Annotated in this window: 19 protein-coding genes; 9 read left to right on the top strand and 10 right to left on the bottom strand. The window is 71.1% G+C overall.

Features of this window, described 5'->3' with window-relative positions; all coding sequences use genetic code 11:
* Window positions 1–15 precede the first annotated feature (15 nt).
* Window positions 16–1,377: a glutamine synthetase family protein gene (locus tag ITP53_RS29950; RefSeq protein WP_195898806.1), complete on the bottom strand. Its 1,362-nt coding sequence runs from the start codon at window positions 1,375–1,377 to the stop codon at window positions 16–18.
* A gap of 202 nt (window positions 1,378–1,579) precedes the next feature.
* On the opposite strand from ITP53_RS29950, the gene ITP53_RS29945 reads away from it, so the two are divergent.
* Both ITP53_RS29945 and ITP53_RS29940 read left to right on the top strand, forming a co-directional pair.
* Window positions 1,580–2,125 (top strand): EF-hand domain-containing protein, encoded by a 546-nt coding sequence (locus ITP53_RS29945; RefSeq protein ID WP_195898805.1) that lies wholly within the window; start codon window positions 1,580–1,582, stop codon window positions 2,123–2,125.
* 8 nt (window positions 2,126–2,133) lie between these two features.
* A complete protein-coding gene (locus tag ITP53_RS29940; RefSeq protein WP_195898804.1) occupies window positions 2,134–3,156 on the top strand; it encodes a terpene synthase family protein in 1,023 nt (340 codons plus the stop codon).
* Here the strand turns inward: ITP53_RS29940 and ITP53_RS29935 are convergent.
* On the bottom strand, window positions 3,147–4,109 hold the full coding sequence (locus ITP53_RS29935; protein WP_195898803.1) for an ArsR/SmtB family transcription factor: 963 nt from the start codon (window positions 4,107–4,109) through the stop codon (window positions 3,147–3,149). The two genes, ITP53_RS29940 and ITP53_RS29935, sit on opposite strands and share 10 nt — an antisense overlap.
* Window positions 4,110–4,168: 59 nt before the next feature.
* Here ITP53_RS29935 and ITP53_RS29930 point away from each other — a divergent pair, with 59 nt between their 5' ends.
* Together ITP53_RS29930 and ITP53_RS29925 are read left to right on the top strand one after the other, a co-directional pair.
* Window positions 4,169–5,374: an MDR family MFS transporter gene (locus ITP53_RS29930; protein ID WP_328816206.1), complete on the top strand. Its 1,206-nt coding sequence runs from the start codon at window positions 4,169–4,171 to the stop codon at window positions 5,372–5,374.
* A 115-nt stretch (window positions 5,375–5,489) separates the two neighbouring features.
* Window positions 5,490–7,262, top strand: coding sequence for an NAD+ synthase (locus ITP53_RS29925; RefSeq protein ID WP_195898802.1), 1,773 nt, complete (start codon window positions 5,490–5,492; stop codon window positions 7,260–7,262).
* A 218-nt stretch (window positions 7,263–7,480) separates the two neighbouring features.
* Here ITP53_RS29925 and ITP53_RS29920 read toward each other — a convergent pair whose 3' ends face one another.
* The gene (locus ITP53_RS29920) at window positions 7,481–8,116 is read right to left on the bottom strand and encodes an SDR family NAD(P)-dependent oxidoreductase (protein ID WP_195898801.1); all 636 of its coding nucleotides are present in this window, start codon (window positions 8,114–8,116) and stop codon (window positions 7,481–7,483) included.
* A gap of 77 nt (window positions 8,117–8,193) precedes the next feature.
* On the opposite strand from ITP53_RS29920, the gene ITP53_RS29915 reads away from it, so the two are divergent.
* Window positions 8,194–8,619 (top strand): MerR family transcriptional regulator, encoded by a 426-nt coding sequence (locus ITP53_RS29915; protein ID WP_195898800.1) that lies wholly within the window; start codon window positions 8,194–8,196, stop codon window positions 8,617–8,619.
* Window positions 8,620–8,623: 4 nt separating this feature from the next.
* Here ITP53_RS29915 and ITP53_RS29910 read toward each other — a convergent pair whose 3' ends face one another.
* From ITP53_RS29910 to ITP53_RS29900, 3 genes are all read right to left on the bottom strand, one after another.
* Window positions 8,624–9,454, bottom strand: a complete 831-nt coding sequence (locus tag ITP53_RS29910) for a nuclear transport factor 2 family protein (RefSeq protein ID WP_195898799.1) — start codon at window positions 9,452–9,454, stop codon at window positions 8,624–8,626.
* Between the two features lie 37 nt (window positions 9,455–9,491).
* Window positions 9,492–10,478 carry a sigma-70 family RNA polymerase sigma factor gene (locus ITP53_RS29905; RefSeq protein WP_195898798.1) on the bottom strand — a complete coding sequence of 329 codons (987 nt, stop codon included), beginning with the start codon at window positions 10,476–10,478 and terminating at the stop codon, window positions 9,492–9,494.
* 184 nt (window positions 10,479–10,662) lie between these two features.
* Complete coding sequence (locus ITP53_RS29900; RefSeq protein ID WP_195898797.1) at window positions 10,663–11,337, bottom strand: TetR/AcrR family transcriptional regulator; 675 nt, start codon at window positions 11,335–11,337, stop codon at window positions 10,663–10,665.
* A 150-nt stretch (window positions 11,338–11,487) separates the two neighbouring features.
* Between ITP53_RS29900 and ITP53_RS29895 the strand changes: the two genes are divergently transcribed.
* On the top strand, window positions 11,488–12,657 hold the full coding sequence (locus ITP53_RS29895; protein WP_195898796.1) for a hypothetical protein: 1,170 nt from the start codon (window positions 11,488–11,490) through the stop codon (window positions 12,655–12,657).
* A 65-nt stretch (window positions 12,658–12,722) separates the two neighbouring features.
* Here the strand turns inward: ITP53_RS29895 and ITP53_RS29890 are convergent, their stop codons facing one another.
* On the bottom strand, window positions 12,723–13,469 hold the full coding sequence (locus ITP53_RS29890) for a TetR/AcrR family transcriptional regulator (protein ID WP_195898795.1): 747 nt from the start codon (window positions 13,467–13,469) through the stop codon (window positions 12,723–12,725).
* A gap of 49 nt (window positions 13,470–13,518) precedes the next feature.
* On the opposite strand from ITP53_RS29890, the gene ITP53_RS29885 reads away from it, so the two are divergent.
* Together ITP53_RS29885 and ITP53_RS29880 are read left to right on the top strand one after the other, a co-directional pair.
* Window positions 13,519–14,463 carry an ATP-binding cassette domain-containing protein gene (locus ITP53_RS29885; RefSeq protein ID WP_195898794.1) on the top strand — a complete coding sequence of 315 codons (945 nt, stop codon included), beginning with the start codon at window positions 13,519–13,521 and terminating at the stop codon, window positions 14,461–14,463.
* Window positions 14,460–15,236, top strand: a complete 777-nt coding sequence (locus ITP53_RS29880; protein ID WP_328816200.1) for an ABC transporter permease — start codon at window positions 14,460–14,462, stop codon at window positions 15,234–15,236. The genes ITP53_RS29885 and ITP53_RS29880 overlap by 4 nt, the downstream gene beginning before the upstream one ends.
* A 64-nt stretch (window positions 15,237–15,300) precedes the next feature.
* Here the strand turns inward: ITP53_RS29880 and ITP53_RS29875 are convergent, their stop codons facing one another.
* The 3 genes from ITP53_RS29875 to ITP53_RS29865 all read right to left on the bottom strand — a co-directional run bounded on the left by ITP53_RS29875 (window position 15,301) and on the right by ITP53_RS29865 (window position 18,894).
* Window positions 15,301–15,903: a TetR/AcrR family transcriptional regulator gene (locus tag ITP53_RS29875; RefSeq protein WP_195898793.1), complete on the bottom strand. Its 603-nt coding sequence runs from the start codon at window positions 15,901–15,903 to the stop codon at window positions 15,301–15,303.
* A gap of 7 nt (window positions 15,904–15,910) precedes the next feature.
* Window positions 15,911–17,461 carry an MFS transporter gene (locus ITP53_RS29870; RefSeq protein WP_195898792.1) on the bottom strand — a complete coding sequence of 517 codons (1,551 nt, stop codon included), beginning with the start codon at window positions 17,459–17,461 and terminating at the stop codon, window positions 15,911–15,913.
* Window positions 17,462–17,568: 107 nt separating this feature from the next.
* The gene (locus ITP53_RS29865) at window positions 17,569–18,894 is read right to left on the bottom strand and encodes an MFS transporter (RefSeq protein WP_195898791.1); all 1,326 of its coding nucleotides are present in this window, start codon (window positions 18,892–18,894) and stop codon (window positions 17,569–17,571) included.
* Window positions 18,895–19,030: 136 nt separating this feature from the next.
* Here ITP53_RS29865 and panB point away from each other — a divergent pair, with 136 nt between their 5' ends.
* Window positions 19,031–19,861, top strand: coding sequence for a 3-methyl-2-oxobutanoate hydroxymethyltransferase (gene panB, locus ITP53_RS29860; RefSeq protein ID WP_195898790.1), 831 nt, complete (start codon window positions 19,031–19,033; stop codon window positions 19,859–19,861).
* The last annotated feature ends 114 nt before the right edge of the window (window positions 19,862–19,975 follow it).

The raw sequence follows: 19,975 nt of genomic DNA, 5'->3' as shown, positions 1-19,975 counted from the left end.
CCGGCGAAACCGGCGTCAGAGCACCGGCAGGTAGCGGCCGAGCTCGAACTCGGTGACGGTGCGCCGGTAGTCGCGCCACTCCGCGCGCTTGTTGCGCAGGAAGAAGTCGAAGACGTGCTCGCCCAGCGTCTCGGCGACCAGCTCGCTGCGTTCCATGACCGCGATCGCCTCGTCGAGCGAGCCGGGCAGCGGCTGGATCCCGAGGGCCCGCCGTTCGGCGCTGGTGAGCGTCCACACGTTGTCCTCGGCGGCGGGGGGCAGCTCGTAGCTCTCCTCGATGCCCTTGAGCCCGGCCGCCAGGATCAGCGCGAACGCCAGATAGGGGTTGCACGCCGAGTCGAGCGAACGGAACTCGATGCGCGTCGAGCCGCCCTTGTGCGGTTTGTACATCGGCACCCGGACCAGCGCGGACCGGTTGTTGTGCCCCCAGCACACGTAGGACGGCGCCTCACCGCCCTGGCCGGCGATGGCCTCGGCCCCGCCCCACAGCCGCTTGTAGGAGTTGACCCACTGGTTGGTGATGGCGGTGATCTCCGCGGCGTGCTTGAGCAGCCCGGCGATGAACGAGCGCCCGATCTTGGACAGCCGGTAGTCGGAGCCGGCCTCGTAGAAGGCGTTCCTGTCGCCCTCGAACAGCGACATGTGCGTGTGCATGCCGGAGCCAGGGTGCTCGGTGAACGGCTTGGGCATGAACGAGGCCCAGATGCCCTGCTCCAGCGCGACCTCCTTCATGACCAGGCGGAAGGTCATGATGTTGTCGGCCGTGGTCAGCGCGTCGGCGTAACGCAGGTCGATCTCCTGCTGCCCGGGCGCGCCCTCGTGGTGGCTGAACTCGACCGAGATGCCCATCGACTCCAGCATCATGATCGCCTGACGCCTGAAGTCGTGGCCCGCGCTGTGCGGCGTGTGGTCGAAGTAGCCGCCGGAGTCGATCGGCTCGGGCCGAACGCCCGTCTCCGGGCGGTTCTTCAGCAGGAAGAACTCGATCTCCGGGTGGGTGTAGAAGGTGAAGCCCATGTCGGCGCACTTGGCGAGCGTGCGCTTGAGCACCCAGCGCGGGTCGGCGTGCGACGGCGAGGCGTCGGGCATCAGGATGTCGCAGAAGATGCGCGCCGAGCCCGGCGTCTCGCTGCGCCATGGCAGGATCTGGAACGTCGCCGGGTCGGGCTTGGCGAGCATGTCGGACTCGTAGACGCGCGCGAAACCCTGGATCGCCGAGCCGTCGAAGCCGATGCCCTCGGCGAAGGCGCCCTCCAGCTCGGCGGGGGCGATCGCGACGGACTTGAGGAAGCCGAGCACGTCAGTGAACCAGAGCCGGATGAACCGGATGTCGCGTTCCTCGAGCGTGCGGAGCACGAACTCCTGCTGGCGGTCCACAGCGTCCCCTCGTTCGACGAATAGTACGGCTTATATACCAGCATGCCTTGTCCGCGTTTCGCACACGTTACGGGGGGTGCGGGTGAAGGTGCCGGTGAAGGCACCGGCGAAGGCGCCGGTGAACAAGCCGGTGCGAGCCTCGCTGACAAAGGGCCCGCCCCGACTTACTGTGATCACGCAGTCAGTCTCGGGGGAGGCATTGGTGGCTATCGACCTGCTCAATCACAAGCTCGATCGGGCGTTCGACCACATCGACGCGAGCGGCAACGGCGTCGTCGAGCGTGAGGACCTGCTGGGGCTGGGCGCCCGCATCCTGGTGGGCTTCGGGGAGTCCCCCACCTCGGTCACCGGGGCCAGCCTCGTCGGCAGCTTCGACGGCATCTGGTCCACCCTGGCGCGGGCGCTCGAACGCGACGGAGACTCCGGCATCGCGCGTACGGACTTCCGTACCGGGATGACGGCGGCGTTCGTCACCGGCGAGCACTACGAGCCGGTGTTCAGGCCGGCCACCGTGGCGGTGGCGGAGCTGTGCGACGGCGACCGGGACGGGAAGATCGGCCCTGGGGAGTTCCGCACGATGCTGTGCGCGTTCGGCGTGGCCTACGACGACGTGGACGAGGCGTTCGACCGGCTCGACCGGGCGGGCAGGGGCACGCTCACCGTGGACGAGCTGGTCCTGGCCGCCTCCGACTTCTACCGGAGCGACGACCCGAACGCCACGGGCAACTGGCTTTTCGGGCCGCTGTGAAGACGCCCATGAACACCACGGTGAAGACCACCGCGAGCACCTCCGCGAACACGACCGTGTTCGCCACCATGCGCACCACTGTGCGCACCGCGCTGCGTTCGGCGCTGGCCTCCATGATGCCGCTGCCGCGCAGGAGCGGCCCGGCCGCGCTGGCGCTGCTGCCGCTCACCGAGCGGGTGCCCGGCATGGCGCGGCCGTGCCGGATGCACCCCGCCGTGTACGCGATCGAGGCCGCGGTCATCGACTGGGCCAGGCGGACCGGGCTGCGTGCCGACCCGGGCGTCGGCTTCCACCGGATGGCGGCGCGGGCGTTCGCCGAGTTCGACGCGGCCGCGGCGGCGCTGTTCGCGCAGTGGCTGACGTGGCTGTTCCACCTGGACGACGAGCTGGACGAGGGGCCGTGCCCGCTGGAGATCTTCCAGGGCATGCTCAAGGGCGCCTCCCGGCATCCGCTGGAGGCGGCGTTCGCGGACCTGTGGCGGGTGACGAGCGTGCGGATGAGCGATCGGTGGCGGGCCAGGTTCGCGGTCGGGTTGCAGCGCCAGCACGACGCGTGCCGTACCGAGGCTGACAACCGGGCGGCGCGGCGGATGCCGACGCTGGAGGAGTACCCGGAGCTGCGCAGGGGCACCGTGGGACCCTACCTCTATGACCTGGTCGAGCCGTGCCTGCGGGTGGAGGTGCCGGTCTGGGTGCACGAGTCCGAGCCCTGGCAGCAGCTCGTGAACGCGTGCAGCGACGTCACGGCGTGGTGCAACGACGTGGCCTCCAGGCCCAAGGAACGCGGCGACGTGCACAACTTCGTCGTGCTCGCGATGCGCCAGCTCGGGCTGGGCGAGCGGGAGGCGACGGCCTGGGTGCTGGACCGGATCGCCGGGCGCTGCCAGGACATGCGGCAGGCCGCCAGGCGGCTGCCGCTCGACGACCTGGCCCCGAAGGAGGCCAGGGACGTCAGCAAGGTCGCCTGCGCCTACCTGGCCGCGCCGCGCGCCCACCTCGACTGGCTGCTGGAGTCCACCCGCTACGCCTGACCCGCGAGCGTGTCCCCGACGGGGGTGCGGCGGTAGACGACCTGCTTGCCGACCCGCATCCCCACGGCCAGCCCGCCGTCGCTGAGCACGCCGAGGTGCTGGCTGACCGCGCCCGGCGTGAGCGACATGCGGGCGGCCAGGGCCGAGGTGGTGGCGGGCTCGGCCAGCGCGAGCAGGATCCGTGCCCGGCTGCGGCCGATCAGCGCGGCGAGCGCGCCGGGCGCGGGCGGCGGCCCCTGCTCCCACAGCGTGCCGACACCGAGCACGGGATAGATCAGCGTCGACTGGTACGGCGCCGACATCACCGCCACGGACGGCCACCAGAACGCGCTCGGCACCAGCAGCAGGCCGTCGCCGTGGAGCCCTCCCACCGTGCACCACGGCCGGTCGACCAGCAGCCGCTCCCCCGTCCACACCACGGCCCGGCCCAGCCCGGCGAACAGCTCCCGCGCCCCGCCCTGGGCGAGCTGCCGCGAGCGGCGCAGCACGTCGCGCTCCAGCAGCCCGTAGACCCGGGGCCAGAACTCGGCGAAGCACGCCTCCCAGTACGCCTCCAGCGCGTCCGCGACCCTGGCCACGCCGGCCACCGGGTCGTCCATGAACCGCTGGAGCACTGCCCGGTCGGTCCCCTCGATCTGCGCCGCCTCCTCGCGGGCCGCCTCGGGAGACGCCTGCCTGACCCGCTCCAGCTCGGCGGCGAAGTCGGGCATCGGCGTGTCGGGCGGCGGGGTGATGAAGTCGGCGAGGTAGCCGTTCGGCGGCACGAGCGCGAACAGCTCGGCCAGCTCCAGCCCCGCCAGCCGGGGCCGGACGGCCTTGAGCCACGGCAGGTGGATCGACTGCCTGGCCGGGCCCTGGAGCGTACGCAGGCTGGCGACCAGCTCCCACAGCGGCGAGAACGCGAACCGGATGCGCGCCACGTCCTCCGGCCTCAACACCCAGGTGATGGACATCCCTTTAGTGTGAGCTAAATCGTTCGCCCAGCAAAACGGGAAATATCACTCTTTGATGCGTGTTAAGCCCCACCGTTGAGAAGCCATCAGGAAAGCCGTCGTTCCTCCAGTCCATGCTCGGGGGCCTGCCCCGAGCCTTCTGGGCCCTGTGGGGCGGCACGCTCGTGAACCGCCTGGGCACCATGGTCATGCCCTTCACCGGCGTCTACCTGACCCAGAGCCGCGGTCTGTCGCTGGCCGCCGCCGGCCTGGTGATGAGCGTCTTCGGCGCGGGCTCACTGCTGTCGCAGCTGCTCGCCGGCGTGCTCGCCGACCGGATCGGGCGGCGGGCCACGCTGTCCGGCGGCATGCTGGCCACCGCCGTCACCATGCTGGCGCTCGGCTACAGCACCTCGCTGCCGGCGATCGTGGCCTCGATGTTCGTGCTCGGCCTGGTGATCGACGTCTACAGGCCCGCGTCCAACGCCCTGGTCGCCGACCTGGTCTCGCCCGCGGAGCGGCCCCGGGCGTACGGGCTGCTGTTCTGGGGGATCAACCTCGGGTACGCCGTCGGCATGACGGCCGGCGGCTGGCTGGCGGGGCTCGGGTTCGTCTGGCTGTTCTGGATCGACGCGGTGTCGAGCGTGGTCTTCGCCGTACTGGTCTGGCGGGCGGTCCCCGAGACGAGACCGGAGACCAAGGAGTCCGCCGGAGGGTTCGGAGTCGTGCTGCGCGACCGGCTGATGGTCGCCTTCACGCTGGTCGCGCTGGGCAACGCGCTGGTCTACGCGCAGACGATGACCATGCTGCCGGTGGCGATGACCGAGGTCGTGAAGCTGTCGACCGGGCAGTTCGGCCTGGCCATGGCGCTGAACGGGGTGCTCATCGTCGTCGTGCAGCCGCTGGTGTCCGGCTGGCTGGGACGCAGGGACCCCGCCCGCACGTTCGCGCTGGGGCTGGCCGTGATGGGCGCCGGGTTCGCGATGACCGCGTTCGTGACCAGCACGCCGGGCCTGGCCGTCACGATCGCCGTGTGGACCGCGGGCGAGATCGTCACGGCGGGCATCGCCGGCTCCATCGTGGCGACGCTGGCGCCCGAGCACCTGCGGGGGCGGTACTCGGGGTTGTTCGGGTTCGCGTGGTCGCTGGCCGCGGTGCTGGCGCCGCTGCTCGGCGGGCCGCTGCTGGAGATCGGCAGCGGGGCGCTGTGGTTCACGATCGGCGGGGTCGGGGCGGTGTCGGCGCTCGGGATGCTGGCCCTCGGGCCCGCCATCAGACGCCGCTGAACGGCGCTCGGGTTCCGCGGCTCCTGATGGCGGCGTACGAGTCAGGTCTTTGAGTGACAAAGCACACTTTTCGTCTCTTTGACGATAAAAATCCGGCCGTACTACCCTTGGTCGCGTGGCACAACTTCGCATTGCCCTGGCACAGACCAACCCGACCGTCGGCGACCTGACCGCGAACGCGGATCGGCTGGTCGCGTGGACCCGCGACGCCGCCGAACGCGGGGCTCACCTCGTCGTCTTCACCGAGATGTTCCTCACCGGCTATCCCGTCGAGGACCTGGTGCTGCGCACGTCCTTCGTGGACGCGAGCATCAGAACGCTGGAGGAGGTGGCGCGCAGGCTGGAGCGCGAGGGCCTGGGCGATCTGCCGGTTGTGGCCGGCTACGTCGACCGCGCCGGCCTGGCGCCCCGGGTCGGCCAGCCCAAGGGCGCCCCGCTGGACGCGGCCGCGCTGCTGCACAAGGGCGAGGTGGTCACCCGCACGGCCAAGCACCACCTGCCGAACTACGGTGTGTTCGACGAATACCGCTACTTCGTGCGGGGCGACCGGCTGCCGATCTTCCGGCTGCACGGGGTGGACGTGGCGATCGCGGTGTGCGAGGACCTGTGGCAGGAGGGCGGGCCCGTGTCCGTCGTGGGGCAGGCGGGGGCCGGGCTGCTGGTCGCGCCGAACGCCTCGCCGTACGAGAAGGAGAAGGAGGACATCCGCCTGGAGTTGTGCGCGCGCAGGGCGCGCGAGGCCGGGTGCGCGCTCGTCTACGTCAACCAGATCGGCGGGCAGGACGAGTTGGTCTTCGACGGCGACTCGCTCGTCGTCGGCGCTGACGGTGAGCTCGTCGCGCGGGCCGCCCAGTTCCGCGAGGAGCTGCTGGTCGTGGACCTGGACCTGCCGGTGGCCGACGCGGAGCCCGGGACGTCGGCGTACGATCCCGGCGACGGCTCCACGATCACCGTGGACCGCATGGTGCTGTCCGGCGAGCCCGTCGCGCCCTATACCCCGGCCCCCGCCCGGATCGCCGAGCGGCTGGACCTGCACGCGGAGGTCTACTCGGCGCTGGTGCTCGGGGTTCGCGACTACGTCGCCAAGAACGGCTTCCAGTCGGTCATCCTGGGCCTGTCCGGCGGCATCGACTCGGCCCTGACCGCCACGATCGCCTCGGACGCCATCGGCCCGTCGCGCGTGCACGTCGCGCTCATGCCCTCCCGCTACTCGTCGGAGCACTCGCTGGCGGACGCGGAGGAGCTGGTGCGCAGGCAGGGCATCACCTCGCAGGTCGTGCCGATCGCCGACATCGTCAGCGCGTACGAGAAGGAGGTCCAGCTGTCCGGGCTGGCCGCCGAGAACCTCCAGGCAAGGGTGCGCGGCATGATCCTCATGGGTCTGTCCAACGAGTACGGCCACCTGGTGCTGACGACGGGGAACAAGAGCGAGCTCGCGACCGGCTATTCCACCCTTTATGGGGATTCGGCCGGTGGTTTCGCGCCGATCAAGGACGTACCGAAGACGATGGTGTGGGACCTGGCCCGGTGGCGCAACGCTCACTCGGCCCCCCACTTCCTGCTTCAGACCGACCGCCCGATCCCGGAGAACTCGATCGTCAAGGAGCCGAGCGCCGAGCTGCGGCCCGACCAGCGCGACACCGACTCCCTGCCGCCGTACGAGGTCCTGGACCGGCTGCTGGACGACTACGTGGAGAAGGACATGGGCTCGCAGGAGCTCATCGCCGCGGGCCACGACCCGGCGCTGGTGACGCGGGTGATCCGGCTGGTGGACCTGGCCGAGTACAAGCGCCGGCAGTATCCCCCAGGCCCCAAGATCACCCCCAAGAACTTCGGCCGCGACCGCCGCCTCCCCATCACCAACCGCTGGCGCGAGACCACCGGCTGAGGTCTACCGGACCCGCCACGGACGCCGCCCGGCCGAGAACGGGGAGGAGGAGACGGCATGACGCGCATCCCCACCGGCAAGCCGTTCCGGACGAGTGAGGGCACGGATCTCGTGCTCGGCCGCACGTTCCGCGCGCCCGTCGAGGACGTGAGCTCACCGAACCCGGCCGCACGGCCCGCTGGTTCGGCCCGTGGCGCGAAGTCGGCCGGCTGTGGAGGTCACGCGCCGGCCCGGCCGCTGTGCAGGATCTCCCGGTCCCAGTGGGCGCGTGGCTGGGTGTGCAGGCGCCAGTAGTGCTCGGCGATGTCGCCGGGGTCGAAGTCCGTGCCCGGCGCGACCGGACCGGCCACGGTGACGGTGGCCACGTGGACGCCGGACGGGCCGTACTCCTGGTCGAGCAGCGCCACCAGCGTCCGTACGCCGGCCTTGCCGAGGGAGAGGCTGACGTAGGCGGCCTTCGGCTCGGGCATCCCGCCTGTGACGATGAACGAGCCGCCGCCACGCCCCGCCATCGCGGGCACCACGTGCGCGGCCGTGACCAGCGCCCCGGCCACGTTGACCGCCCAGGCGTCCACCTGGGCGCTCATGGTCGCCTCCGCCACCGAGTCCGGGCGGATGACCGCGGCGTTGTAGACCACGGCGTCCGGCGTGCCCAGCGCGTCCATCGCCTGGTCGAGTGCGCCGCGCAGGGCAGGCTCGTCGGCGCAGTCCGCCGCGTACCCAAGCGCGCCGTCCAGCCCGAGCGTCCCGCCGGTCCGCGAGACGAGCGCGACCGGCAGGCCCTCCCGCGCGAACCTGCCCGCGACGGACCTGCCGATCCCCGGCCCCGCCCCGACCATCACCAATCCCGGCATCATCGGCTCCTTCACGTTGTTGCGACACGACACCGGGACGTTAAGGCGTCACATCGATGTGAAGGTCAAGGGTGCGCATGAGGATCGGCGACCTGGCTGGGAAGACCGGGGTGAGCAAGCGGCTGCTGCGCTACTACGAGGAGCAGGGGCCGCTGCGGCCGGCCCGGCTGGCCAACGGCTACCGCGAGTACGGCGAGGCGGACGTCACCGCCGTGCGCCACATCCGCACGCTGCTCGCCGCCGGCCTGCCCACCGCGGTCATCGCCCGGCTGCTGCACTGCGTCCACGACGACGAGAACGGGCGGCTCGCGGGGGCCTGCCCCGGCATGATCACCCACCTGCGCCGGGAGCGGCGGCGCCTCGGCGCGGCGATCGAGCGCCTGCAGACCTCCCAGCGGGCCCTCGACACCCTGCTCGCCGACGTGACGACCCCACGTGACGGCCCACAAGACGGCCCACGTGACGGCTGGGTCGCGGGCCAGGGCGTCACGGCGTCGTCATAGGACGTCACGGGTGGAGGTCGGTCCTGGCCGCGCCCGTGTCCGGGTCGTACGGGTAGGAGAGGTGCTGGTGGATCATCACCCAGTCACCGTTACGCCGCTCGAACACCCGGGTCCCCCGCGACCAGCTCTCCGAGACCTCATCCCGGACGCGGTTGAGACCCCAGGCGACCGCCAGATCGTCCCGGACCATGATTCTCAGGTTCGGAACGTCCCAGGTGACCGCACTGTCCACATCGAGACCGCGCGCGCAGATCTCCCGCACCGCCGCCACTCCCTGGTGCCGCAGCGGCGTGTCGTGCTCGTACGAGTCCACGTCGGCGGCGATGACGGACATCATGGCGTCCAGATCCTTGGCGGCCGTGGCCTCGAACCACCGCTCGTGCAACCGCCGCACCTCCTGCTCGGCGCGCGCCCGGTCCTCGATACTGTCGACGGTACGGTCGGCGATCGGGAACGAGTGGTGCTCGTGGCTCACGACCCAGCGCCCGTGCTCCTGGCGCAGGCCGAGCGTCAGCCGCAGCCGGTTGCCCGGGTCGGCGGTGAGTTCCTCCGGCGTGCCGCAGCGCAGCAGGGCATGGGCGAACGCCACGTCGTCGCCGGCGGTGACGTCCAGCGACTCGATCTCGAACACCGCCCCGAGCGCCTGCCAGGCGAAGAACGGCGGCCACGTCTTGCGGTAGGCGTCCAGGCCGCGCACACCCTCGTGGGGCGGCGGGACGTCGTACATCACGATGTCCTCGGCGTGGTGGGCGACGACCGCGTCCAGGTCACCGCGGTGCACCGCCTCGGCCCAGCGCTCGATCAGGGTGCGGATGCGCTGCTCGTTCGTGGACATGGGTGAGGTCCTTCCAGGGTTGTCTCCGCTGTCAGGACTACAACCCGGGCGGATCGGCGAACTCATCGCGCGGGAGCGAATCCGGCAGTCCGAACGCCGCGAAACCCGCGTCCAGGAATGAGACCACCTCCGCGACTCGCGTACCCCTCAGGACAAGGACGTCCAGACCGGCAGGAACGTAGGCGGCGCCGTCCCACCGGTACGTGCCGAAGGCGATCTCCCCGTTCGCCCACGTGGGCAGGAACCGCCAGCGATGCCGTAGCGGGCCTTCGACGAGGAAGGCGCGGATCTGGTCGTGGCCGGCGTACCAGGCGGTCAGCGGCGGCATCGAGTATTTCGCGTCCTCGGTCAGCATCGCCACGATGGCGTCGACGTCGCCGGCCTCCCAGGCGGTGGCGTACCGGTGCGCCAGCCTGCGCTGCTCCGCCTCGCCCGGCCGGGCGGTCTCAGCCTTCTCTGGGATGGCCTTCCTGGCCCGCTGCAGGGCGCTGTTGACCGCCGCGACCGTGGTGTCCAGCAGGTCCGCGGTCTCGCCTGCGGTGTAGCCGAGGACCTCGCGCAGCAGCAGGACGGCACGCTGCCGGGCCGACAGGTGCTGCAGGGCCGCCACGAACGCCAGCTCCACGCTCTCCAGTGCCACCGCGCGCGCCTCGGGCCCCAGCTCCCGCGTCCAGCTCATGAACCGGTCGGGGCACGGCTCCAGCCACGCCACTTCGGCCCCCGGCGCCGGGCCCAGGTCAGCGGGCAGCTCACGCCGTCCTCTGCGCTCGATGTGGGTCAGGCACCGATTCGTGGCGATCTTGTACAGCCACGGCCGGATCGATCCCCGGTCCTCGAACCGCGCCAGACTCCGCCACGCCCGGTCCAGCGTCTCCTGCACGGCGTCCTCCGCGTCGTGCACGGACCCCAGCATCCGATAGCAGTGCGCCCGCAGCTCGTCCCGCAACGGCCCGGCCAGCCGGCTGAACGCGTCCTGGTCACCGGCCCGCGCCGCGGCCAGCAGGTCCACGTCCTCGGCACGCATCGCCCCAAGCTACCGCCGACACTCACCCTTCGGCCCGTCTCAGGCCCAAACCACCGCCGACACTCGCACCTCAACGCGCATCGGCCCAAGCCACCGCCGGCACTCACCCTTCGGCCCGTCTCAGGCCCAAACCACCGCCGGCACTCGCACCTCAACGCGCATCGGCCCAAGCCACCGCCGGTGCTCAGTCCTCGGCCGGGAGCCTGGTCTCGATGCCGTCGAGGATGATGTCGAGGCCGAGGGCGAACTGGCGGTCGAAGTCGTCGATGTTCACCTGGGCGTGCCCGGCGAGCTCGGGGGTGTGCTCGTCGAGGTACCGGCCGACGCGATCGCGGGCCTCGGCGTCGGCCGCGGGCGTGCGGACCGTGGCCCACCAGGTGTTCTCGGCGGCGACGTACCCGTTCACGTAGTAGGACAGGGAGCCCACGGCGGCGAGGAGTTCGGGGCCGCTCAGCCCGGCGCGGGCGAGGGCCGCGTAGAAGAGGCTGGAGCGGGCCAGCGCGTTCGGCCCGATGACCGGGCGGGTGGCGGTGAGCGCGGGCAGCCAGGGGTGGCGGCGCATGACGTCCCTGCTCTGGGTGAGCTGTCCGGCCAGGGTGGCCCGCCAGGAGTCGCACTCGACCAGGTCTATCTCGCCCATCACCGCGTCGAGGGCCAGGTCGAGCACGTCTTCCTTGCTCTTGACGTACTCGTAGAGCGACATCGTGCCGGCCTTCAGGCGCGCGGCCAGGGCCCGCATCGAGAAACCGGCCACGCCCTCCGCGTCGAGCAGGGCGACGGCGGCCTCGACGATCCGCTCACGCGACAACCTCGGCCTGCGCGGCCTCTCCCCATCCCGGAACCACACCGATTCCGTCATGTCCTCACCTCTTCGAGAACAGTCTCCGTGCACAGTTTCCGTGCACAGTTTCCGTGCACAGTTTCCGTGCACAGTTTCCGTGCACAGTTTCCGTGCACTGTACGGAAAACCGTACGGCTAGGTTGGGCGGCCCGAGAAGAAGGAGGACCCATGACCGAGCAGCAGTGGCAGCACGACTACGCGATGCTGGCATTGCGGACCGACCGCCTGATGATCGAGAGCTCGCGCGGCGGCCTGCTCATCTACACCGGACCGCCGGAATGGAGCACGGAGGTGGAGGCCGAGCCGCCCGCCGCGCCGGAGCGGCTGTCCGACGAGGCCGGCCGGCTGCTGGAGACCGCGCCTTCCGCCTACCTGGCCGGGCAGGTCCGCGCGCTGCGGGCGGTGGTCCGCGACCTGGGCGGGGAGCGGCTGCCGCTGGCCGAGTACGCGAGGGAGTGCCTGGGGCTGGAGCCGCGGCGGCTGCCGGACGAGGTGTTCGAGGCGGCCCACGCCGAGCTGGACGCGGCGCTGCCGAAGGGGACGGGGTCAGTGGCCGAGCGGCTGCAGGCGTGGCAGGCGGCCCACACCCTGGAGCCGATCGAGCGGCTGCCCGAACTGGTCGCGAGGGCGGTGGCCGAGACGCGGGCCCGTACGAACGCCACCATCATCGAGCTGCCGGAGAACGAGGTGGTCGGATGCCGGCTGGCGGAGGGCGTGGCGTTCCACGCGGCAGGCGCCTACGAGGGCGATCTACGCTCGACCATCCACATCAACAAGTCGATCCCCTTCAACCTCGCCGACCTCCTGTACGTGGTGGCGCATGAGGGCCATCCCGGACACATCGCCGAGTCGATGCTCAAGGAGATCCATCTGGCGGATCGGCCGGACCAGCGGGTGCGGTTCATGTTGTCGCCGTCGTTCATGCTCAGCGAGGGGCTCGGGCTGCTCGCCGAGGAGATCCTCTTCCCCGGCGACGAGGCGCAGACCTGGCTCAACCGGCACATCTTCCCCGACACCGGCATCCGCCCGGACGGGAGCGACCTGGCCGCGATCCACCATGCCAAGAACGTGCTGTGGGGCGTGTGGGGCAACGCGACGTTCCTCGCGGACGACGGCGCGACCGACGAGGAACTGGCCGCCTACCTGGCGCGGTGGTCGCTCTACAGCGAGGCGGAGGTCGCGATGGTCCTTCCGCAGATCAAGGCAGTCAGCCCCTACTTTTTCGGATATTTCCACGGATGGGATCTCCTGCGGTCCTGGGTAACCGGCCCAGAGGACGTCCGCCGCCTCCTCACCGAACAACTACTCCCCGCCGACGTGACCCCTGAGCCCGTCTGACGCAGAAGCGCCCGGCCACCATGCGGGCGCCCGGTCGCTTCCCTCAGAGCCACCCGTGAGGCCCCTCAGCCGGATCGGCGGGCGATCAGGGCCTCGACGCCGTCGAGCAGCAGGCCGAGCCCGAAGTGGAAGTCGGCGTCATCCACCCAGCCCTCGGCGCCGTGGAAGGCGCCCGCGCGCGCCGCGGCCGACAGAGCGGGGTAGGTCTCGGGGTCGAGCACCTCGATGAGCACCTCGCCGTAGTCCGCGGCTCCGGTGATCCCGGCCTCCTCGAGCTGCGGGTCGCCGCCCCCCATGGCCTGGATGAGCGCCGCGTCGGTCAGCGCGTATCCGGTGAGGGCGCTGGCCACGTTGATCTTCTCCCCGTCGTCGAGCCCCAGGCCGTCGAGCGCCGCCAGCGCGCGGTCCAGCCACAGGAGCCGCCGGGGGCCCAGCGGCGGGGCCGGCGGTGAGGCGGGCAGCAACCAGGCGTGTTCCAGCAGGATGTCGCGCTGGGCCCGGGTCCAGAGAGCGAGGTAGTCCCGCCAGGACATGCCCTCCGGCTCGGGCGGCGGCGGGGCCACGCCGTCGGCCATCGCGGCGAGCAGGTCCTCCTTGCTGCCGACATATCGGTACAGCGCTGTAGCCGCCACTCCCACCCGCGAGGCCACAGAGGCCATCGAGACTCCGGCCAGCCCTTCGGCGTCGGCGATCTCGATGGCGGCGGCGGTGATCGTGGCCAGGTCGAGCCGCGGGCGCGGCCCCCGGCGCGACACCGGCTCCCGGCCCCACAGCCGCTCCACGATGGGCGGCAGCGACCGCTCCTGCGCCATCCGGACTCCTCCTTGACTCGCTCCTAGGATTGTGCCCTACATTAAAACTATGAACGCCATACACAGTACGCTATTCACAGATGCGATCCTGGCCCGGGGACTGACCAAGTCCTTCGGCGGCACGCGGGTGCTCACCGGAGTGGACCTGACCGCGCCCACCGGCTCGCTGCTGGCCCTGCTGGGGCCCAACGGCTCCGGCAAGACGACCACGGTGCGCATCCTGACCACGCTGCTCGCGCCGGACGGCGGGAGCGCGACGGTCGGCGGGCACGATGTCACGCGCGAGGGCGTCGCGGTACGCCGGGCCATCGGGCTGACCGCCCAGCAGGCCACCGTGGACGACCTGCTCACCGGACGGGAGAACCTGGAGTTGTTCGCCGGCCTCTACCACCTGGGCCGCCGCCAGGCCCGCCGGCGGGCGGCGGAGCTGCTGGAGCGTTTCGACCTGGCGACCGCCGCGAACCGGCGCGTGGGGACGTACTCGGGAGGGATGCGCCGCCGGCTGGACCTGGCGGCGAGCATGGTGTCGGCGCCGCGGATCCTGTTCCTCGACGAACCCACGACGGGGCTGGACCCGCGCAGCCGGGCGGATCTGTGGTCGATGATCCGCGAGCTGCTCGCCTCGGGCACCACCATCCTGCTCACCACCCAGTACCTGGACGAGGCCGACCAGCTCGCCGACCGCATCGTGGTGATCGACGGCGGCCGCGTCGTCGCCGACGACTCCCCCGCCGCGCTGAAGCGCCAGGTGGGGGCCGAACGGCTGGCGCTGCGCCTGTCGCGGGCCGAGGACGTGCCGCGCGCCGGGGCCGTGCTCGCCGACGCCCATCTCGACGCCGGCCCCCGCGAGATCACGCTGGCCGTCCAGGGCCCCGACCACCTGCGCCGCACGCTGGACCAGCTGCACCGGGCGGGCATCGGGATCGAGCGGGTCGAACTGCGCGCTCCGACGCTGGACGACGTCTTCTTCGAGTTCACGGCGGTCGCGGCGTGAGCGCCCCCGTCACCGCCGCGGCCGACCTGCGCCGCCTGACCGGCCGCTCGCTCCGCCGCGAGCTACGCATCGTCGACGGCCTCATCGTGAACACCGCCCTGCCCGTGATGATCATGGTTCTCTTCGTGTACGTCTTCGGCGGCGCGATCACGACCGGTTCCAGCGGGCTGGCGTACATCGACTTCGTGGTCCCCGCCGTCCTCCTCATGTCCGGCGGGTACGGCGCCGCGCTGACCGCCGTGAACATCGCCGACGACATGACCGGCGGCATGATCGACCGCTTCCGCACCCTGCCCATCGGCGGCTGGGTCGTCCCCGCCGGGCACGTCGTGGCTTCGATGATCCGCAACGTCGCGTCGTCGGCCATCGCGCTGGCCGCGGCGATCCTCCTCGGCTTCCGCCCCGACGCCTCCCCGGCCGACTGGGGCCTGGTGCTGGTCGTGGTCGCGGGGTACGTTCTCGCGATGTCCTCACTCGCGGTCCTGTGGGGCCTGCTGGTGAAGTCCACCCAGGCGGCGGGGGCGTTCAGCTTCGTCGTGCTGTTCCTGCCGTACCTGTCGGACGGCATCGTGCCCGCCGAGACGATGCCGGGCGTGCTGCGCGCTTTCGCCTACAACCAGCCGACCACGCCGATCGTGGAGACGCTGCGGGCGCTTCTGCTCGACCGGCCCGTGGGCTCGTCCGGTCTCGTGGCGGCGGCATGGCTTGGGGGCGCGGTGGCGATCAGCGTACCGATCGCGGCATGGCTGTTCCGCCGCAGAACCTCGTACTGACCTCGCCAAGGCGCCCTCGCAGGACCTCCTTCTGACCCCGGCACCCTGGGAGCCTGCCGCGTGGTCAGGGGGCGAGGCCGGCGAGGGCCGCGTCGACGACGCGTTCGGCGAGGTCGGCGGGGAGGTCGCCGGCGGGACCCCATTTCGTGTGCCAGAACATGGTGCCGCTGAGGACGGCCATGCCCATGTTGACGTCCAGGTCAGGTCTGAGCTCCCCGGAGGCGATGCCGCGCTCGAGCGCCGCGCGCATCGCCTCCCTGCGCGGCTCGACGGCGCGCTTGAGGAAGCGCTCCATCAGCCGGGGGTAGCGGTCGGCCTCGCTCATCGCGATGTTCATCACGCAGCGGGTGCGGGCCTGGCCCGACTCCCTGACCATCGCGTCGAGCAGGCTGATCAGGTCGTCGCGCACCGAGACGCCGCCGAGCACCGGCAGCGGCGCCTTGAGCGTGGACAGGGCGTCGACGACCAGGTCCTCCTTGTTGCCCCAGCGCCGGTAGATGGTCGTCTTGCCGACGCCCGCCCGTGCCGCGATCGCCTCGATGGACAGCTCGGAGACTCCCATGCCCTCGCCGATCAGATCGAGGGTCGCCTCGATGATCGCCTTCTCGGCCTTCTCACTGCGCGGACGGCCGGCCGGGCGGGCAGTCCCTGGTTCCTGGATCGTCATGGCGGCCTCACACTACCGCTGGTTCCTTCTTTTCCGCCTGCATGATCGGGCGTGCCTTCCCCGGCATCCACCTCGCCACCACCGCGACGCCGAGCAGCGCGATCACGGCCGTCACCAGCGCCGTGACGTGCATGCCGTCGATGAACGCGGCGATCGCCGGCTTGACCAGCGCCTGCCCCCGGTCGCCGAGCGCCTCGGCGACGCCCATCGTCGCCATGATCGACTCACCGGCGGAGTGCTGGGCCTCGGCGGGCAGCCCGGCCAGCGCGGGCGCGATCTCGCCGCGGTAGCCGGCCGACAGCACCGAGCCGAGCACGGCCACGCCGAGCGCGCCGGACACCTGGCGCACGGTGTTGCTCATGGCGGAGCCGACACCGGCCTTCTCCCTGGGCAGCGACTCCATGATGGCGGTCGTGGCGGGCGGCATGATGTTGGCCATCGCGGCTCCCTGGATGAAGAACACGACCTCGATCAGCAGGACAGGCGTGTTCTGGTCCATGAAAGCGTAACTCGCCAGCACCGCCGTCAGCACGACCAGGCTGACACTGGCCGCCAGCTTGGCGCCGAACCGCTCGTTCACCCGCGGGCTGAGCGGCGCGAAGATGAGCTGTGCCGCGGCGAACGGGATCATCAGCGCGCCCGCCTGCAACGGCGTGAAGCCCAGCACGATCTGCAGGTAGAACGTCAGGAAGAACATCCCGCCCATCATCGCGAAGAAGACGATGCCCATCATGCCGATGGCCGAGCTGAAACGGGCGTTGGCGAAGCTGCGTACGTCGAAGATCGGGTTGTCGATGCGGCGCTCCCACCACACGAACACGCCCAGCACCGCCAGCCCGAGGAGCGTCGGCGCCAGCACCTCCGCGCTCGCCACGGTCGCCAGCTCACCGCCGCGGATGATGCCGTACACGATGGCCACCAGGCCGATGATCGACAGCACCACGCCCAGCAGATCCAGCCTGGACGGCTTCGGGTCGCGCGACTCGGGCACGATCGTGGCGATGAGGATCATGCCGATCACCACGATCGGCACGTTGATCAGAAAGACCGAGCCCCACCAGAAGTGCTCGATCAGCAGCCCGCCGGTGATCGGGCCGATCGCCACCGCGAGCCCGACGCCACCGGCCCACACGCCGATCGCCTTGCCGCGCTCATGGGGCGGGAAGACGTTGGAGATGATCGCCAACGTGGCCGGCATGATCGCCGCCGCGCCGATGCCCATCGCCGCCCTCGCCAGGATCAGCTGCATCGGATCCTGCGAGTACGCGCTGGCCAGCGAGGCCAGGCCAAACATCGCCATGCCGATGAACAACATCCGCTTCCGGCCCGTCCGGTCACCGATCATGCCGAACGTGAACAGCAAACCGGCGAACACCAGCGTGTAGGAGTTGATCGCCCATTCAAGCTCGCTCTGCGTCGCGCCCAAGCCGGCCGTCTCGTCGGCGATGGTCTTCATCGCCACGTTGAGGATCGTGTTGTCGAGCACGACCGCCAGCAGGCTGAACACCAGCACGCCGAGGATCGTCCACCGGCGTGGGTGCCCTGAGTTCGGGTCCATGGGAAGAATCCTTAATTTCGATACGTTGAAGTTTCGCAACGCCAACGTATCGCAATCCATTCCGATACGCAACGGACCCGTTTCGTAAATACCAGGTTAACTCCTGCTCACGCGCGGCCGACCTCCGCCTTCATCTCGCCGAACTCGGCCGCGGCCTTCACACCGGCCAACTCGCCGAGCCCCGCCCCGGCCTTCACGCCGGCCATCTCAGCGAGCTCCGCCTCGGTCGTCGCTTCGGCCATCTCGGCGAACGAAGCCTGGGAAGCGGCCGGAGCCGGGCGCCGACGCCAGAACGGCAGGGCGACCAGCACCATGGCCACCGCAGCCAGGCCCGCGAACGCGAACGCCCAGGGCGGTCCGACACCGTCGATGACCGCCCCCGCGAGGGGGGCCGAGGCGGCGCCGCCGATCAGCAGGGCGGTGCCGTGGAAGCCCATCGACTCCCCACGCGCCGCCGCGGGCACCCAGCGGCTCAGGAAGTCGACCGTGGCCGACAGGGAGGGGGCGCAGAGGAGGCCGGCCGGCAGCAGGGCGAGGACCAGCCAGCGCCAGTCGCCGGCGGCCAGGCCGACCGGCACCGTCAGCAGGCCCATGCCCGCGATGAGCACCAGGGGCGAGAAGCCGCGCGGGAGCATGCCGTACACGAAGCCGCCGGCCAGGGAGTAGACGCACCAGATTCCCACGGCGAGGCCGACCCAGGCGGCGGCACCGGCCGCGTTCATGGTCGCGACCAGGGCGAGCTCGGTCGCGGTGAGCACGAACGTGGCGGCGGCCGCCGTGCCGAGGAGCGCCACGAACGCCGGCGTGAGCCACTGCCGCCTGGGCACCCTTTCGGTCTGCTTCAGCTCGTCGGCCGAGCGGATCGGCGGGTTGAAGACGATCAGCGCCACGCCCGCGACCGTCATGCCCGCCCCGAGGACCGTCATCGTCACGCCGCTGCCCAGCGCCATCATGCCCGCCACCGCCAGCGCGGGACCGACCATGTAGGACAACTCGACCAGCATCGAGTCGAGCGCGAAGGCGGTGCGCCGCTGCGGGACCGGCACCATGGCGGCCAGGCACTGCCTGGTCACGCTGAACACCGGCAGCGCCAGCAGCCCGGCCAGACCCGCCGCCGCGACCAGGGCGGGGAACGGCAGCGCCCACGCGCACGCCCAGAACGCCGCCTGCGCCACCGTGGTGACGATGAGCACGGGACGCAGGCCGTGCTTGTCCACGAGCCTTCCCGACAAGGGCGAGCCGATCGCCATGCCGATCGTGTTGACCGTGATGAGCAGCCCGGCCGAGAAATAGCCGAGATCGAGCATCTCGGCCACGTGCAGGGTGAGTGTCATCCCTGCAGCCGTCGTCGGCACCCGGGCCAGCAGCCCGACCAGCAGTAACGCAGGGACACCCGGGATCTTGAGCAGGTGTCGGTAAGGATCGAGTGCCATGATGATTGATTACCTCCCGACTGATTGTCGCAAGGGGCACCGACAGTTTCGCCACCGGTTTTTCCGGCGTGGCATCATCGGACTGAGTCCGGGGACGCCACTGGGGCGCCTCGAGACGGTCCTGGAGGGTTAACGCATGTCCTCTTCAACCACGCTGTACGGCGGTGCCCAGGGACGCCGGGTCACCGTTCGCGACCTCATCGCCGCCAAGGAGCGCGGAGAGCGGTGGCCCATGGTCACCGCCTACGACGCGATGACGGCCCGGGTGTTCGACGCCGCCGGCATCCCGGTCCTGCTGGTCGGCGACTCGGCGGCCATGGTCGTCTACGGCTACGACTCCACCCTGCCTGTCACGGTCGACGACCTCCTGCCCCTCACGGCGGCCGTCGTACGCGGGTCGTCGCGCGCGCTCGTGGTCGCCGACCTGCCGTTCGGGTCCTACCAGTCGTCGCCCCAGCAGGCGCTGGAGTCGGCGGCGCGCTTCATGAAGGAGGCGGGTGCGCACGCGGTCAAACTGGAGGGCGGCCGCCGGGTCCTGCCGCAGGTCGAGGCGCTGGTCTCGGCGGGGGTTCCGGTCATGGCCCACCTCGGGCTGACCCCGCAGTCGGTCAACGTCATGGGCGGCTACCGCGTCCAGGGGCGCGGGCAGTCGGGCGACGAGCTCATGTCGGACGCCAAGGACCTGGAGCGGGCCGGGGCGTTCTCGGTGGTGCTGGAGTGCGTGCCGGCCGATCTGGCGCACCGGGTGACGCCGTCGCTGTCGATCCCCGTGATCGGCATCGGCGCCGGGGCGGCGACGGACGCGCAGGTGCTGGTCTGGCAGGACCTGATGGGGCTGACGCCGCGGCCCGCCAAGTTCGTCAAGCGCTACTCGGATCTGGCCGCCGAGATGGACCGCGCCGTACGCGCCTTCGCCGACGACGTGACCTCCGGCGCCTTCCCGGCCCCCGAACACACCTACTCCTGACCCCACCCGGCCCGCACCGGCGTGCCAACACCACCGGCGCGGGCCCACCCAACCACCCCCGCCACCCACGCGAGCGGGGTGCGGGCCGGGGTGGCCGGAGTCAGGTGAGGGTGG

The sequence above is a fragment of the Nonomuraea cypriaca genome (genome assembly GCF_015645445.1).
GTDB lineage: Bacteria > Actinomycetota > Actinomycetes > Streptosporangiales > Streptosporangiaceae > Nonomuraea > Nonomuraea cypriaca.
The sequence above is the reverse complement of the archived record's forward strand: the minus strand, read 5'-3'. Positions and strand labels throughout refer to the sequence as shown.

Coding starts and splice junctions, on each gene's coding strand:
- ITP53_RS29865 (WP_195898791.1), bottom strand. CDS start 18,894: ATGGCACTCGATCCTTACCGACACCTGCTCAAGATCCCGGGTGTCCCT.
- panB (WP_195898790.1), top strand. CDS start 19,031: ATGTCCTCTTCAACCACGCTGTACGGCGGTGCCCAGGGACGCCGGGTC.
- ITP53_RS29870 (WP_195898792.1), bottom strand. CDS start 17,461: ATGGACCCGAACTCAGGGCACCCACGCCGGTGGACGATCCTCGGCGTG.
- ITP53_RS29915 (WP_195898800.1), top strand. CDS start 8,194: ATGAGGATCGGCGACCTGGCTGGGAAGACCGGGGTGAGCAAGCGGCTG.
- ITP53_RS29920 (WP_195898801.1), bottom strand. CDS start 8,116: ATGCCGGGATTGGTGATGGTCGGGGCGGGGCCGGGGATCGGCAGGTCC.
- ITP53_RS29875 (WP_195898793.1), bottom strand. CDS start 15,903: ATGACGATCCAGGAACCAGGGACTGCCCGCCCGGCCGGCCGTCCGCGC.
- ITP53_RS29885 (WP_195898794.1), top strand. CDS start 13,519: ATGAACGCCATACACAGTACGCTATTCACAGATGCGATCCTGGCCCGG.
- ITP53_RS29890 (WP_195898795.1), bottom strand. CDS start 13,469: ATGGCGCAGGAGCGGTCGCTGCCGCCCATCGTGGAGCGGCTGTGGGGC.
- ITP53_RS29905 (WP_195898798.1), bottom strand. CDS start 10,478: ATGCGTGCCGAGGACGTGGACCTGCTGGCCGCGGCGCGGGCCGGTGAC.
- ITP53_RS29895 (WP_195898796.1), top strand. CDS start 11,488: ATGACCGAGCAGCAGTGGCAGCACGACTACGCGATGCTGGCATTGCGG.
- ITP53_RS29940 (WP_195898804.1), top strand. CDS start 2,134: ATGAACACCACGGTGAAGACCACCGCGAGCACCTCCGCGAACACGACC.
- ITP53_RS29900 (WP_195898797.1), bottom strand. CDS start 11,337: ATGACGGAATCGGTGTGGTTCCGGGATGGGGAGAGGCCGCGCAGGCCG.
- ITP53_RS29935 (WP_195898803.1), bottom strand. CDS start 4,109: ATGTCCATCACCTGGGTGTTGAGGCCGGAGGACGTGGCGCGCATCCGG.
- ITP53_RS29910 (WP_195898799.1), bottom strand. CDS start 9,454: ATGTCCACGAACGAGCAGCGCATCCGCACCCTGATCGAGCGCTGGGCC.